Origin of the sequence: Hyphomonas sp. CACIAM 19H1, assembly GCF_003325995.1 — a bacterium.
Taxonomy (GTDB): Bacteria; Pseudomonadota; Alphaproteobacteria; order Caulobacterales; family Hyphomonadaceae; genus Hyphomonas; species Hyphomonas polymorpha.
Window position 1 is genome coordinate 2,289,284 of sequence record NZ_CP016437.1, and the last position, 15,724, is coordinate 2,305,007.

The 15,724-nt window shown below is 59.7% G+C and carries 10 protein-coding genes; 1 reads left to right on the forward strand and 9 read right to left on the reverse strand.

Features of this window, described 5'->3' with window-relative positions:
• Positions 1-4: 4 nt before the first annotated feature.
• The 8 genes from BBF93_RS10650 to BBF93_RS10685 form a co-directional block, all read right to left on the reverse strand.
• Entirely contained in the window at positions 5-2,281 is a 2,277-nt protein-coding gene (locus BBF93_RS10650; protein WP_114105877.1) for a TonB-dependent receptor, read from the reverse strand.
• 149 nt (positions 2,282-2,430) lie between these two features.
• Positions 2,431-3,063 carry a TetR/AcrR family transcriptional regulator gene (locus BBF93_RS10655; RefSeq protein ID WP_206742117.1) on the reverse strand — a complete coding sequence of 211 codons (633 nt, stop codon included), beginning with the start codon at positions 3,061-3,063 and terminating at the stop codon, positions 2,431-2,433.
• A 295-nt stretch (positions 3,064-3,358) separates the two neighbouring features.
• Complete coding sequence (locus BBF93_RS10660) at positions 3,359-5,194, reverse strand: response regulator (protein WP_114105878.1); 1,836 nt, start codon at positions 5,192-5,194, stop codon at positions 3,359-3,361.
• Complete coding sequence (locus BBF93_RS10665) at positions 5,184-6,047, reverse strand: protein-glutamate O-methyltransferase CheR (RefSeq protein ID WP_114105879.1); 864 nt, start codon at positions 6,045-6,047, stop codon at positions 5,184-5,186. Before BBF93_RS10665 ends, BBF93_RS10660 begins: the two co-directional genes overlap by 11 nt.
• Positions 6,044-9,061 (reverse strand): response regulator, encoded by a 3,018-nt coding sequence (locus BBF93_RS10670; RefSeq protein WP_114107058.1) that lies wholly within the window; start codon positions 9,059-9,061, stop codon positions 6,044-6,046. Before BBF93_RS10670 ends, BBF93_RS10665 begins: the two co-directional genes overlap by 4 nt.
• 338 nt (positions 9,062-9,399) lie before the next feature.
• Complete coding sequence (locus BBF93_RS10675; RefSeq protein ID WP_233349087.1) at positions 9,400-11,181, reverse strand: glycoside hydrolase family 15 protein; 1,782 nt, start codon at positions 11,179-11,181, stop codon at positions 9,400-9,402.
• A gap of 74 nt (positions 11,182-11,255) precedes the next feature.
• A complete protein-coding gene (locus BBF93_RS10680) occupies positions 11,256-12,278 on the reverse strand; it encodes an SDR family oxidoreductase (protein ID WP_114105881.1) in 1,023 nt (340 codons plus the stop codon).
• Complete coding sequence (locus BBF93_RS10685) at positions 12,275-12,826, reverse strand: CinA family protein (protein ID WP_114105882.1); 552 nt, start codon at positions 12,824-12,826, stop codon at positions 12,275-12,277. Before BBF93_RS10685 ends, BBF93_RS10680 begins: the two co-directional genes overlap by 4 nt.
• A gap of 454 nt (positions 12,827-13,280) precedes the next feature.
• Here BBF93_RS10685 and BBF93_RS10690 point away from each other — a divergent pair, with 454 nt between their 5' ends.
• A complete protein-coding gene (locus BBF93_RS10690; protein WP_162786511.1) occupies positions 13,281-14,426 on the forward strand; it encodes an aminotransferase class V-fold PLP-dependent enzyme in 1,146 nt (381 codons plus the stop codon).
• Positions 14,427-14,529: 103 nt separating this feature from the next.
• Here BBF93_RS10690 and BBF93_RS10695 read toward each other — a convergent pair whose 3' ends face one another.
• Complete coding sequence (locus BBF93_RS10695; RefSeq protein WP_114105884.1) at positions 14,530-15,723, reverse strand: acetyl-CoA acetyltransferase; 1,194 nt, start codon at positions 15,721-15,723, stop codon at positions 14,530-14,532.
• Position 15,724: the final 1 nt, after the last annotated feature.

The following is a 15,724-nucleotide window of genomic DNA, read 5'->3' on the forward strand; positions in this document are numbered from 1 at the left end:
CGGCTCAGAACTCATAGCTCAGGCGGACACCGACCGTCCGGGGACGGAGCCTTGCATAGCGCCCGTCAAGGAAAGCTTCCGGGTGGACATAGGTAATGGAGCTGTCGTCCATCAGATTCTCGACATAGGCAACAGCCTTCCACTGGTCGCGCGACATCCCGGCCTGAAGGTTCACAACCGTATACGCATCCGTATAATCGAAGGTTGGTGCGACGAGGTTCGGATTACCCGGTACGTTGGGGAACATCCCCGGGAAATCGCCGACATAAGCCGCAGTTGCCGCGGCGAACGCATCGGTGTTGCCCCCCATCTTCCAATCGTAGCGGACCGTGGCCGAACCCTGGAAGGTTGGGAAGGAAAGCGAGATGCCTTCTTCGGCGCCCGACATGGCGGCCTCTGTCGGTGTCACGTCGGTCACTTCAGAATCGTTCAGCGATCCGTTGAGGAAGAAGCTGAAATTCTGCGCCGGATAAGCAGCGATTTCAAACTCGAGCCCCTTGCTGACCGCACCGCCGATATTAGTTGCGAACTGAACCTGGTCTGACAGGCGGTTTGCCTGCACCTGAATGTCCTGCCAGTCGATGTAGTAGGCTGCGACATTTGCCGCCAGTTTGCCGTTCAGCCAGTAGCCTTTCGCGCCAACTTCATAGTTTGTCAGCGAGTCGGAGTCTGCGCCGTTTGGAATGACCAGATCATTCGGATTGACGATACTGACAGCGCCAGCGCGTGCGTTGGCCACCGGGGAGCGGAAGCCGGTCGAAATAGAAGCGTAAGTTGTGACATTGTCGACAGGCTTGTAGGAAGCACTGAGCTTATAGGAGAGCTTGTCACCTTCGACCTTCAGACCTTCCACGGCAGCCACCGGAAACACCGTAATCGGAACATTGGTGGCCCCACCAAGGGCGAGCGCCAGATAGTTGCTGTTATAGCCGCCTTCATTGGTGAAGCTCTGCACGGAAGTCGTTGTGTAGCGCGCGCCGCCGGTCATCCAGAACTGATCGGAGAAGCGGTAGGTGAGTTCGCCGAATCCTGCCGTTTCGAACTGGTCGAAATAGCTGGTGAAACGGAGGTAATATTCATCCGGCAAGCCGGTGAGACCGCGTGTATCAAGGAATTCCTGAGACGAGCGGTAGTCATAGGTAATGTCGCGGCGCTTGTTGAAATAGAAGCCGCCGATGATCCAGTCCCAGTTGCCGCCATCTGCCGAAGCCAGGCGCACCTCCTGCACGAACGTCTCATCATAGCCGACTGCATCCAGAGCGAACGGAATCAGCTGGCCGAACGTGCCGGCGAGGTCGACGATAAATTTCCCATCGATATTTGAGTAGGTCGATGAACTGGTGAGGTTGGCAAAGCCGAAATCATAGTCGAGCGCGAAATTGTAGGTGGTGAAATCAGACTGGAAAAGGTCCGGCCGGTCCGTCAGACGAACAAACTCGCCGCGGTTTGGATTGGTCAGCCCGGAGTCATCCGGCTGGCTGTTTTCATGGATAACCATCAGCTGCATATCGAGCGCGTCGGTCGGTTCCCAGCGCAAGATCGCGCGGCCGCCATAGGAAGTCAGCGAGTTGGCGCCTTCGATTCCGGTGCCGATATTATCGACCCAGCCCTCTTCGTCGCGATAGAAGCCGACAACGCGCAGGCCCAGCTTGTCTTCAGCCAGCGGGATGTTGACCATGCCGTTATACCGCTGGCGGAACGCGTCGCCGTCCGTCAGGCCATAATCAACCAGCGCGGAAGCTTCGAATTCTTTGGTGTTGGGTTTTTTTGTCAGGATACGGACAGCACCGGATAGCGAGTTCGCGCCAAACAGCGTGCCCTGCGGACCGCGCAGGATTTCCACACGCTCCACATCATAGAGTGTCGGGTCAAGAATGGTCGAGTTTCCGTTCGACGAAATCGGCAGTTCATCGATGTAGATGGCAGTGGCTGCCTGGAGATTGGCGCCATAGCCATTGGTGGCAATGCCGCGGGTCGTGAAGTTATTGAAGTTGGCAGTCGGCTGGTTGATCACAACGCCGGGCGTTTCGCGGGCAAGGCCATCATAGCTGACAATCCCCTTCTCAGTCAGGGCCTCTTGTTGGTAGGCCGTCACGCTGAGGGGGACATCCTGCAGGCTTTCCTCACGCCGCGTGGCCGTAACCACAACCTTGTCGAGGCTTCGCTGCGCCTCCGGCTCTTCTGACCGGACTGGTGCCTGCCCGGCCTCCTGGGCGCCTGCGCCTCCAAGCATGGAAAGAACGGCCGCCGCGCTCGCGGAAGCGAGAATTCTGATCTTCATGATGATCCTCCCTGAGGCGCCTCGTTGATGGGCGCTTGGGAGTTTGGTGCGCCATTCCGGGCGCACTGTCAATATTCACTCACCCGTGAGTGAATATTATTTTCGAACCGGGCAAACTCACTCTTCTTGCGAGCGCTCCAACACCGCCGTCAGCCGCGCGAAGCGGCCGACTGTCTGCAGATGTCGATGAAGCCCGCCGCCATGAACCGCGCCATCCGCTCTTTGACTGCCGCGAAGTCATCGGACTTGCACAGCCCGCCGGACAAGCGGTCAATCCGGCCGGTCCGGGCCAAGGTGAGCATCAATCCGCCGGTGACAAAGTGATAGCCCCAGAAGATATCCACATCATCGCACTCCGGAAGCGCCTGCTTCAGAATGCCCACCAGGCGCAGCACCAGTTCGTCGAAATGTTCGTCGAACAGTTCGGCGCCGAGCGGCGTATTGGCCACCTGCGCGCCAAGGCTGGCAAAGTTCTGCCAGCCTTCTCCGCCCTGGATGTAGAGATCCAGGTCAGTATCCAGAAACGCCCGCAGCGCGCCCTCCACGGTCGGTTTTCCACCGCATGAAGCCTCATATTCGTCCAGCGCCTTCATGCGCAGCGACCGGGTCACTTCGGCGCGCCGCTTGAACACCTCGTCAAACAGCTCCCGCTTGTCGGTGAAGTAATAGTTCAGCAGGCTGTGGTGGACGCCAACGCGTTTGGCGACATCCCGAAGCGTGACACCATGCAGGCCGTGGATGGAAAACAGATACTCGGCAGCATCGAGAATCTGTTCAGTCATCTCTGCTCTTTGCTCGGCCTTCTTCGACCGTCTTGGTGGTTTTTTAGTTTCGGATGTCATGCCTTCTCCGGCGTCAGTTCAACAGGAACAGGGGCTGCCCGGATGTCTAGCCGACAGGGCTGCACCTGCACGTATCAGGTTTCTCCATCTGATTACCCACGTATCCGTAAGGAAAATCAAGCGGGTCTATGTTGAAGCCCGATTGCGACGACACCGCCTCCAGGCCGCAGATCTGCGCACCTCAATCCCGGTTTAGCTGGCGCCCCAGCCCGGCGCTCAAAGTGCCGCAAGTCCGTCAGGCCACCTGAGCTTGCCGGGGTTTTGCCAAGCGGCGAAGGACGGCGCGCAGGCCCGCTGAACTGAACGGCTTCTGTATGACTGGCACAGAGCGGAATGCGCTCGGAAGATGCTCGGGTCCATAGCCGGACACAAAGCAGAACGGAATATCGCGCCGTGCCAGCAGTTCAGCGACGGCGTCCACCTTCTCACCTCGGAGATTACCATCGAGAATGGCCAAGTCTATTCCATCGCCGTTGGCGGCATCGAGCGCCTCCGAAAGCGTTCTTGCGACGGCGACCACTTCAGCTCCGGCTTCCTCGACTTCATGTGTCAGGTCGAGCACAACCAGCGGCTCGTCCTCTACCACCAGGACGTGGAGGCCGGCGAGCTCCTCCCCGGGCGCGACGGCCAAGACGGAAGAAGGCTTGGGCGCTGCCGGCACGCCTTTAAGGGGCGAGACACCCCTCAGGAGACGGATGGTCCATACGACACCTTCACGGCTCCATTCAGCGGCAACGGTTCCTTCCTCGCCCCCGGCACTGGACGCAATCAGCGTCAGACCAAACCCAGTGCGAGCAGGCGCGGTCACGGGCGGGCCACCCTTTTCCTGCCAGCGCAGCACAAGCCCTTCTCCTTCCAGTTTCCAGTCGAGATGAACTTCGCCACCCGGCACCGAGAGCGCGCCATATTTCTGGGCATTGGTGGTCAGCTCATGCAGGGTGAGCGCCATGCGGAGCATATTCTCGGGAGAAATTTCGACCCTTGGCCCAGTGCGGCGCAGGCGATCCGCTGCCAGCGTGCCGGCCCGGATATGGTCTTCGATGAGATCATCCAGAGGCGCGCTGGACCAGGTTGCATCCGACAAAATCGAGTGCGCCCGCGCGAGGGCCTGAAGCCGCCCTGAAAAGCTGCGATCGAACTCCGCAAGATCTGCGGACTGGCGCAAGGTCTGACGCGCAATCGCCTGAACATTGGCGAGTGTATTCTTGATACGGTGATTGAGTTCCCCGATGAGCAGCGAGCGCACTTCCTCGGCCTGCCGCCGCGGGGATATATCGAGCACCTGCAGGCTCAGCGAACGATGTTGTCCATCCGCCTCGATCAGCACGGACCCATAAACTTCGCAGGTCACTTCACGGCCATCAGCCGTTCTCGCAACCACCTCGAGGCTATGTCGCAGCGAGCGATCAGAGTCGCTATGTTCATCGACCCACCCTTTCAACGTTTCCGTGGCTTCGTCCGGAAGCCATCCGCTCGCCTTGAGGGCCTGACCAAGCATATGGCGGGCGGGCCGGCTGAATATCCGCTCGGCCCCCTGTGACCAGCCGCGTATCACCAGTCCGCCATCCAGTTCGACAAAGCCAAGCGGAGAATTATCCGTATGCGCCCTTAGCCGGGCCATTGCCTGGTCACGGTGCTGGGCGATGGCGCGCATTTCATCGCGTTGCTTTGCAAGATCGCGGGCCTGTTGGCCGATGCGGAAGAAAACTTCTGCCTTGGATTTCAGAATAACCGGATCAATGGGCTTGAAAATGAAATCGACGGCGCCGGCCTCATAGCCCCTGAAACGTCGTGTTTCGTCCTTCTCCACAGCGGTCACGAAGATAATCGGCACAAGACGCGTCCGCTCTGCCCCGCGCATCAGTTCTGCCAGTTCGTACCCGTCCGTTTCAGGCATGTGGACATCGAGAAGCACCAGGGCGTAGTCATTGACATGCAAAAGCTCCAGCGCCTCAGCCGCCGACTGCGCCTGATGGACCTCCAGCCCGTCTCGGCGGAGCAGCGCTTCCAGCGCCATCAAATTTTCGACCATATCATCTACGATCAGGAAGCGGATGGCTTTATCGGGCATGGTGTACCTCCTGAACGGCAGAACGGCGCCAGATGCGCTGGGTCTCATCAAATGGAATGAAAGCCTGTGCGTGGCCGGAAAATCTCAATGTCTCATGCGCGCCGAGACCAAGGAACCCTCCGCGCGCGAGAGACTCCGCAAACAGGCCAATTGCCCGTTCCTGCAGCGCATGATCGAAATAGATGAGAACATTCCGGCAGGATACGAGATGGACTTCGGAGAAAACCTGATCCGTCGCCAGATTATGCTCCGTGAATACCGTCCGGCTGCGCAGGGTCCGGTCGAACACAGCGCGGCCATACCCGGCAGTGTAGTAATCCGAGAGCGAGGAACGCCCGCCTGATTGCTGGTAGTTCTGGGAAAACTCCGTCATCCGGCTTATGTCGTAGACACCCGTCTCCGCCTTCGCCAGCGCACGGCGATTGATTTCCGTGGCGTAGAATACGGTCCTTTCGAACAGGCCTTCTTCCCGGAAGAGGATAGCGAGCGAATAGAGCTCCTCCCCATCCGCGCAGCCCGCGACCCAAACCTTGATCGAGGGAAAAGTGCGCAAATAGGGGATCACATCCTGCCGCAGGCTGAGATAAAATTCAGGATCGCGAAACAGGGCGCTGACCTGAACCGTCATTGCGTCGATCACCTCCGGCAGCACATCAGGCTCATGCAGAAGACGGCGCTGCAGATCGGACAGGGTTGCGCAATTCAAGCGCATGCAGGCCACCTCTGCCCGGCGCTGCAATGAGGCCCGCGAATACGACCTGAAGTCGTAATGGTATCGCCGGAAAAGAGCTTCGAGGAACAGGTCCAGTTCGACCATTTCCACCGATGCGGAAGTAATCGCCGCAGTCGTCATCGGGGCATCCACACACGGGTCAATGAGAGAAGCCTGTCGACATCCACCGGCTTGGGCAGATAGTCATTCGCGCCGGCGGCAAGGCACTGGTTTTCGTCTTCGGCCATTGCCTTGGCCGTCAGCATGATAATCGGCAGGGATTTCCACCGGTCAATCTTGCGGATTTCGCGCGTGGCAGTGAGACCGTCCATTTCCGGCATCATCACATCCATCAGCACAAGGTCTACCCGCGGCTGCGCTCCATCAGCGATCCGCCCAAGGACGTCCAGCGCCTCGCGGCCGTTGCGGGCTATCTGGACAGTCGCCCCATGCGGCTCAAATATGCCGGTAAGCGCATAGACATTGCGAATATCGTCCTCAACGACAAGGATACGGCGACCCTCCAGCAGCGCATCCCGGTTGAGCGAAGCGGCCAGCATTTCCCTCTGCTTGGCCGGCAGATCCGACACCACCTGATGCAGGAACAATGTTACTTCATCGATCAGGCGCTCCGGCGATTTTGCACCCTTGATAATAATGGATTTGGAGTAGCGGCGCAGCCGTTGCTCCTCCGCCTCGCTGAGCGTGCGCGCGGTATAGATGATCACGGGCGGGAAGCTTGTATCTTCATCAGCGGCGAGCTTTTCGAGCAGGTCGAGCCCAGTAGCATCCGGCAGCGTCATGTCGAGGACGATGCAGTCAAAATTACGCTCGCGGAACGCGGTAAGGGCTTCTGCGGCCGTAGTCGCACCAACGGTCTCAACACCGTCATTCCCGAGAAGCGCCTGCAGCCCTTCGAGTTGAATTTCATCATCTTCGACGATCAGCACACTGCGCATTCTCTGCTCGAGGCGCTGCTCCAGCTTCTGCATCGCCTGGGACAGATCTGCGCGCTGGACGGGTTTCAGCATGTAGCTGATGGCGCCCTGGGATAGCGCTTCATGGGTGTAGTCATCAGCCGACACCATGTGAACGGGGATGTGCCGTGTCGCCACGTCGCGTTTCAGCTGGTCCAGAACCGTCAGGCCGGAATGATCGGGGAGCCCGACATCCAGCACAATCGCCTGCGGCAGGTATTTCCGTGCGGCCCGGATCGCATCGTCTGCGCGGCCAACGCAAATACATTTGAATTTCAGCTCATGCGCCAGTTCATACAACACCCGCGCAAAGGCCGGATCGTCCTCCACCGCCAGCATGATCCGGTCACCTTCGGCGATGTGTGCCCGGTCATCTTCCAGTCCAGCAAGCGCATGAAGCGGGGCATTGTTATCAGATATCTCTTTGGCCGGACCGGACGCGATCCCTTCGCGCAGCGGCGGCGGCGCCACTTCCGGTGCCGCATTGGCCTGAGCGGCGATGTTTCTCGGAACGGTCAGCGTGAAGGTGCTGCCCTTGCCGGGTGCGCTGTCCAGCGTAATTGTGCCGCCAAGCAGGTCGGCAAGTTCCCGCGAAATGGACAGGCCCAAGCCAGTGCCTCCATAGCGGCGGGAAATCGTGCCGTCAGCCTGCCGGAAGGCCTCAAAAATAGTGTCCTGCTGGGTTTGCGCGATACCGATACCGGTATCTTTCACCGAGAATGCAATGTCGCCGCCCTGGGCGCGCACAGCGAGCGTCACCCTGCCCTTTTCGGTGAATTTGAGAGCATTCGACAGGAAATTACGGAGCACTTGCTCCAAGCGAACTTCATCCGTATGCAGCATACCAGCGTCGGCGGCAACTTCTGCGGTAACGCTGATGCCTTTTGACCTCGCCTGCGCCTCAAAGCTGCGCACCAGCTTCCTTGCCACCAGTTGCGGATCAACCTCGTTGACGGAGAGATCCATTCGGCCGGCTTCAATCTTCGAGAGATCTAGGATGTCATTAATGAGGGCGAGGAGATCCTTTCCCGAGCTTTCTATTGTCTGAGCCCACCGGATCTGCTCCTCGGTCAGCGTCCCACCGCGATTTTCGGCAAGCAGACGCGACATGATCAGGAGGGCGTTCAGCGGGGTGCGCAGTTCGTGCGACATGTTGGCCACGAATTCGGATTTGTAGCGGCTCTCGCGCGCCAGGGTTTCCGATTGCTCGGCCAGTGCCTGGCGCGAGCGGACCAGGGCATCGCGCTGCTCTTCCAGCTCCTGCGTCTGGCTTTCCAGCTGGGCGTTCTGTTCCTCCAGTTCGGACTGCTGTTCCTCCAGCATACGCTGGCTTTCCTTCAGCGCCTGGGTCTGCTCTTCCAGCTCCTCATTGGTCGCCGCGAGTTCCTCGCCATGGCTGCGAAGCTCCTCAGACTGGCGGCGGGTTTCCTCCAACAATTCCTGCAACTGGGACCGGTAAAGCGCCGACCGGAATGCAATGCCGACTTTTTCGGCGACACGCTCCAGCATCCGGCGATCCCGCTCGGTAAGGGCTCTATCCATGCCGAGTTCGAGAACCGCATTGATCTGGCTGTCATCGTGCAGGGGCACCAGGGCGCTGTAAGCGGCCCGGCCCTGCATCAGACCGGACATCCAACCAAGCGCAGTTTCAGGGGTCGCCTCGATCTCGATCAACCGCTCCTCACTGACGGCGCGCCAGAGATGTCCCGTGCCCGGCCGGACCACTTCGGGCAGCGCATCGGCATTGGCGCCCCAGGTGGCGACACGCTCAAGACCTCGCGCCCCGCACTCATAGATGACCGCTGCCCGGACCCCCAGACGTGCGCCGAGCACTTCAAGTGCCTGGTTACTGAGGGTGCGGGGCGTCAGGTCGCCCTGAACGGCGCGGGCGATGTCCACCTCGCCCTTCTGTACCCAGTCGGCATCCCTCAAGCGGTTGCGGCCCAGAATCAAGGCCCGGCCGGCGAGCGCTACGCCGGCTACGATGACGGCAGCCATGAGCCGGTTTATCCCGGCAATCTCCGGATTGATGCCATCGGCGCCCAGATAATAACCCGTTGCCAGAGCGGCCCACACCAGGGCGCCCACAACTACGGGCGCCGTGGGCTCATTGCCGCGAAAAGCGAGCAGCAGGGGGAGAAGGTACAGAATCCAAACAGCGAACCCCAGCGGGGTCATCAGATCCAGAATGAAGACACCGGCAAGGCATGCGAAGATCCCCGCTAAAGCGCCAAGTTCTTTGCGGTCTTTAGGTAAAATCTGCACCGGTCCATCCTGAATAAAATTGCCGGTGGCTCAGCCTATTCACCCCCTTCCGCCACACCGGATTTCCCGGCTCAGGCCCTGAAAGGTAAGGCAAAACCTGAAAAGACCCCATGCAAACATTTAGTAAACGCGTGACTAAACGCAGAAGTCTGTTCCCGGTTCCCCGCCCACATCAAAAAAATTTTCAGGGCCAGTCTTGGTCAAACCGGGGCGCGGAAGCGACCCGCTCTGCTTTTCGCCGCACAGAAACTTCAGCGTTCTTCATGACCTGACAGCCGCAACGCCGTATCGATCATGGCGAAGTGCGAGAATGCCTGTGGAAAATTGCCGGTCATGGCCCCTCGCTCGCTGTCATACTGTTCGGCCAATAGCCCTACATCATTACGCAAAGACAAGAGACGCCTGAAGAGAGATTCAGCAGCCTCGCGCTTTCCCTGTTTCAGCTTGTTGTCAGCCAGCCAGAAACTGCAGGCAAGAAAGGCGCCCTCTTCTGAAGATAGACCATCACTGGCTTCATCTGTGTCATACCGGTGGACCAGATCAGCACGGGAAAGCTCACGCTCAATCGCTTCTGCGGTCGCCACCATCCGCGGGTCATCGGCGGAGAGGAATCCCATAAGAGGCATCAGCAAAAGCGCCGCATCCAGGCTGGGACGCCCGTAGGCCTGGACGAAGACACCCCGCTCCCGGTCAAACCCACGCTGCATTATCTCTGCACGGATCAGCGACCGCTGGTCCCGCCAGTGCGCCACCGGCCCAGGCTGATCAAACGCTTCCGCCAGCAGGATCGCCCGGTCATAGGCAACCCATGCCATCATCTTTGCATGCACGAAATGCTGGGGCGGCCCACGCACTTCCCAGATGCCTTCATCGGGCTGAGTCCAGACCTCATCAAGATGATCCAGCAATTGCGGGATCAGTCTGGTCCAGTCGGCATGTAGGGAGAGGCCAGCCTGCCGCGCCTGGTATACCGCATCGAGAATGTTCCCGAAGACATCTATCTGGAGCTGGTCGTAAGCTGCGTTCCCGATCCGCACAGGACGCGAACCGGCGTAGCCTGGGAGCCAGTCGAGGGTTTGTTCAGATATCCGCTGTTCGCCCCCCAGTCCGTAAAGAGGCTGCACGCCGGCCGGGTCGCAGGCGATGGCCCGCAGCAACCAGTTGCACCAATCCTCTGCCTCCTCTCGGTATCCGGCATTGATCAGCGACAGAAGGCAGAAAGAAGCATCTCTCAGCCAGCAATAGCGGTAATCCCAGTTGCGTTCTTCGCCGAACTTCTCTGGCAATGACGTTGACGGCGCCGCGACAATGCCGCCTGTCGGCCGGTAAGTCAGCGCTTTGACAGTGATCAGGGAGCGCATGACCGCTTCTCGCCAGGGGCCTTCATACCGGCATTTTTCGGCCCAGCCAGACCAGAACCGGTGGGTATCTCTGAGGGCCCCCTCCGGATCGCAGACCCGGGGCGCCGGAAGATGGGATGCCTCATAGGACAGGGTGAACGGCACACTTTCTCCCGCGGAGACGGCGAATTCCAGTCGTTCAACCTCTTCGGCCCTTTCCAGCTTATCCGGCAGAGCAAGAAAGACAGCATGGGGCCCGGCGACCGCACGCATCCGCCCCTCTTCCCAGGTCATCCAGGGACGGATCCGGGCATAATCAAAGCGGATATCCAGCTCCATCCGCATCGGCACGCTCCCCCTGACGCCTGTCACAATCCGCACAATTTCGGAAATCTCATGCTGTCTGCGTACCGGCATGAAATCCGTCAGGATGACCGCCCCTTCCGCGCACTCAAAGCGGGTTTCAAGGATCAGAGTTTCACCTGCATATCTGCGGCGCGTTTCCACGACCTTTGCGGCGGGCGACAGTTTCCACCGCCCATGCTGCGGCGTGCCGAGGAGGGCAGCGAAGCAGGCAGACGAGTCAAATCTCGGCCAGCAGAGCCAGTCTATGGACCCGTTCCGCGCAACCAGAGCGGCAGTCTCGCAATCGCCGATCAAGGCGTAGTCTTCAATGGGTGTGCTATGTACCAATCTACCGTGCTTCCTCTGATCATTGCCGGCCCGAGCGCGGGCTCGTCTCGGCATTTTATTCCGGGTGAGGATTTTCAGCGCTGCTGGAGAAAGTACCGGCCGAGACCTATCCCAGCGGCGAGCAGAAGGAGCCCACCTCCAATGGCGCATCCTGCCCGGATCCGGGTTTCCGATACAATCATTGCGCGTGGCTTTGCCTCTCTGCCAAATGCCCCCCTTACTCCATGCCCGCCGGGAACCGGCGATTCCAGATTGTCCTTGCGGCCCGGTAGACGGCTGCGCGGACGATCCTGACCAGTCACAGCCTCAGCGGCCAGTTGACGATCAATCAGAGCCGGGAAGAGCGTATTCGCCATGATCAGGAGCGGCGTCTTGCTTCCGAGCCAATATTCCCGTGCCGGCCGGCGTGCGGCGTGCAAAATGGCCTCTGCGGCCACTTCCGGCTCATAAACCGGTGCCACTGGCCGGGGCAGACGCTTTCGATGCGAACGGGCCCAGTCAAACTGCGGCGTATTGATTGCCGGAAGATGTAGTGCGGTAATCTGTACACCGCAGTCGTCGGCAATCAATTCCGCCCTGAGGGAATCTGTGAAGCCGCGGATAGCATGCTTTGCGCCACAATAGGCCGCCTGCAATGGGATACCCCGGTAAGCCAGCGCCGACCCAACCTGAATAATCAGCCCGCGTCCGCGCGGCCGCATACTGTTTAGAGCGGCCATCGTGCCGTGCACATACCCAAGATACGTGGTTGCGGTGACTGCCTCAACCTCCTCCGCAGTCAGATCTTCTACCTTGGAAAAAACGGTGGCCATGGCATTATTCACCCAGATATCGATAGGCCCCAATGCGGCCTCGCATTTCGCGGCAGCCACCGAGACTGCATGCGCATCGCTCACATCCAGCGGAAATACTTGTGCGGAGCCGCCCGCCGCCTCCACCTCCTGCCTTGTCTTATCCAGCGCGCGAGCGTCGCGCGCCATCAGGGCCAGATGAGCACCCGCGCGGGCAAAGGCAATCGCTGTGGCGCGGCCGACGCCTGCCGACGCCCCCGTGATGACAACCACCTTGCCCGTAAAATTCTCTTGCCGCCTTCTCATCCAACGTCCTGCTTGAGCACGCCAGCCTCCCTGCGGGACGCTTGACGTTCCGTGGCCGTCAATGTCTGCAACAGCATATCCAATGCCTGAATGGCTACGAGCCAGCGGCCCTCGTCCCGATCAACATCTCCGAGTTCATAATATCGATGCTGTACTCCGCTGGTGTCTGCGACCGCGATATGCACCCGCCCATTTTCTGCTTCACCGCGAGGGCCGGTATTCCCGCTCACAGCCAGCGCGAGCTGCGCAGAGGTAAGACCACGGATTCTCACCGCCATCTCGCTGACAATTTCCCGGCTGACCGCCCCATGCCGCGACAGGGCTTCGGGTGAAATGCCCAAGAGCGCAATTTTGGTTTGGTCCGAATAGACTACAACACCGCCCTCATATTGATGGCTCAGACCTTCAACACCTGCCAGCAGAGATGCGATGTAGCCGCCGGTACAGCTTTCAGCGGTCACCAAGCTGACCCCAGTGATATCGGCCGCCTGCAATACATCCTTCGCCAGCCGGAAAGCCAGTCGCTCACCCTCTTCAACCGGCCGCATTGAAACCTCCCTACGCCCTCCATGACCCGCAACAGTCGGGAAAGGCGAAATGAGCGAGCGTCATGCATACAATCCGCTCAACGATACGTGGCTAACGAAAAAAGTGGCCGGAAGTTCCCCCCAAAGCGCGCCCCTCAACAACGACTCCCTTCATTTTGGGATCGCGCGGAACTTATGTCGCTAACAGCAGTTGGAACCCACATGATTTCCAAATAGGCGAGAAAGTTCGGATCTGATGGTGGTAAGCCGGCGGAGCGTCCTGAGAGCAGGAACGGGAATTGCGCTGACAGGATTGGCTGCTGCCTGCGGTTCCGGTCAGAACCCGGGCAGTCCGAGCCAAAGGGCACCCGCGCCCGATGCCCGTACAGACCTGCCCGATGATAATTCTGGCCCCGCTACGGATGTATGGGACCGTATCCGTTCCGATTTCAATCTTGATACGGATTTTATTCATATGAGCGCCATGCTGCTGGCGTCCCATCCCGCGCCCGTTCGAAACGCCATCGCGGAGCATCGCAACGGCCTTGACCGCAATCCCGTCATTTATCTAGAAGAACATATGCGGCCTGGCCTGTCAGCCGCTCGCGAAGCAATCGCCACCTACCTCGGAACACGAACAGACAGGATCGCCCTCACCAACAGTACGACAAATGCCGTAGGCATAACTTACAACGGATTGGTGCTCGTTCCGGGCGACGAGGTGCTCACCACCGAACAGGATTATTACGTCACCTTCGAAGCCCTCCGTCAGATGACGTCCCGATATGGCGCCATCGTCCGCACTGTGCCGCTTTACGACCGCCCACCTACCCTTACTGAAGAAGAGGCTGTTGCCCGAATACTTTCCGGCGTCAGCAATGCGACACGGCTCGTCGCGCTCACATGGGTGCATTCCAGCACCGGTTACAAGCTGCCAGTCCATGCAATTACCAGCGCCATCGCAGATCTGAACGCCAGCCGGCCAGCTTCACGCCAGATCCTCGTCGGAATAGACGGGGTACACGGATTTGGCGTCGAGGATTTTGAACTCTCCGATCTGGGATGTGATTTCTTCATGTCGGGTTGCCACAAATGGCTGTTTGGCCCGCGCGGCACCGGCTTTATTGCGGCAGGGTCAAAAGGTTATGAAATGCTGGTCCCGTCGGTCCCTAGTTTCATTGAAAATGGCGGCGCTTTCGATGCGTGGATTCTGGACGATGATGAGGTCCGGGACAACAATGCGGAACGCATGACGCCCGGCGGCTTTCAGGCGTTCGAGCACAAGCTCGCGGTGCCAGCCGCCGTTGCGTGGCAAATGGAGATCGGAAAGGCGGCGGTTGCCGATCGCACCCACGCGCTCGCTTCCCAGCTCAAGGAAGGGCTTGCGTCCATCCCCGGCGTGACTGTCCACACGCCCCTCGACCGCGCCTTCTCTGCCGGTATCGTCTCTTTCGATATCGAAGGGCAATCCGCGCGCGAGACTGTCGAACGTCTGCGCCATCATCGCATAATAGCTTCAGCGGCGCCCTATGCAGTGCCCCATGCCCGCCTGACACCAAGCATCCGCAACTCCCCCTCGGAAATAGAGGCCGTACTGCGGCGCGTCAGGGAGATTGCATGACCAGATGAGCATAGGCTCTTGGCTGGTGTGTGTACCCTCACAATGCTCACGAGACGCTGCCCGAGGCGGTTCCTGCGGAGCGGCGAGCCGCACTCAAGAGGGCTCAACCCCGTCCCACGATCGCGATAGAGCAGATGTTGTGAAAGGGTGCCCCGCCCAAATTATGAGAGAGTGCGAACCCGATATCTTTGCTGACCTGGCGTTCGCCAGCCCGCCCCAAAAGCTGGAGGTAGTTTTCATAGACCATTCGGATCCCTGTCGCACCGATCGGATGCCCGAAGCATTTCAGACCGCCATCAATCTGGCAGGGGATTTGGCCGTCTGCATCGAACCGACCGTCCAGAACATCGCGCCAGGCCGCGCCGTCCTTGCTCAGGCCGAGGTCCTCCATTGTCACCAGTTCCGTGATCGAGAAACAGTCATGCACTTCCGTAAGTCCGATGTCGCGCGCGGGATCGGATATGCCAGCCTCACTGTAAGCCCTCGCCGCGGCCGCGCGCGTCGTCGGAACATAGCTATAGTCCCAGCCCGCCCCCTGCGCTTCCCAGCCTCCTGTTGCGGCCAGTTGCAGCGCCTTTATGGTGACGATGTCTTTCTTGCCCAGAGCGCGGGCGATTTCCGGCCGTGTTACGATGGCGCAAGCTGCCCCATCCGACACGCCACAACAGTCAAAAAGCCCCAACGGCGCCGCCACGAGGGGTGCGTTTACAGCCTGCTCCATCGTGATCGGTGTTCGCAGATGGGCTTTCGGGTTCAAGGTCGCGTTCGCATGGCTTTTGACGGAGACATGGGCCATCGCCCGCTTCAGGTCGTCTGCTGCCATGCCGTGACGGGCCCGGTAGCCTGAAGCAAGTTGCGCAAAGGTTCCCGGCGCTGTCATGTTGGCATTCGTGGCGTCGTAGAATGGCCCTCGCGATCCTCCCGGAAGCCCTCCGTACCCGGAATCCTTCAGCTTCTCGACACCCAGCGCAAAGGCAAAGTCACACGCCCCGCTGGCGACTGCATAAGCGGCGCCTCTAAGGGCCTCTGTGCCGGTAGCACAGGCATTCTCCACCCGCGTCACGGGAATATTGTGCAATCTGAGCGCAAGGGCCAGCGGCACGGCACCTGGTCCGACCGCATTCCCGGCATGTCCGAACCATCCAGCCTGCAGCTCTCCCGGATCAATATCGGCATCCGCGATGGCTTCCTGAAACGCTTCAACGATCAGCGACGGCCCATCCGTATCCCAGCGCTCCCCAAACCGGCTGCACCCCATTCCCAGAATGGCTACCTTGTCTCTGATGCCGCTTGCCATG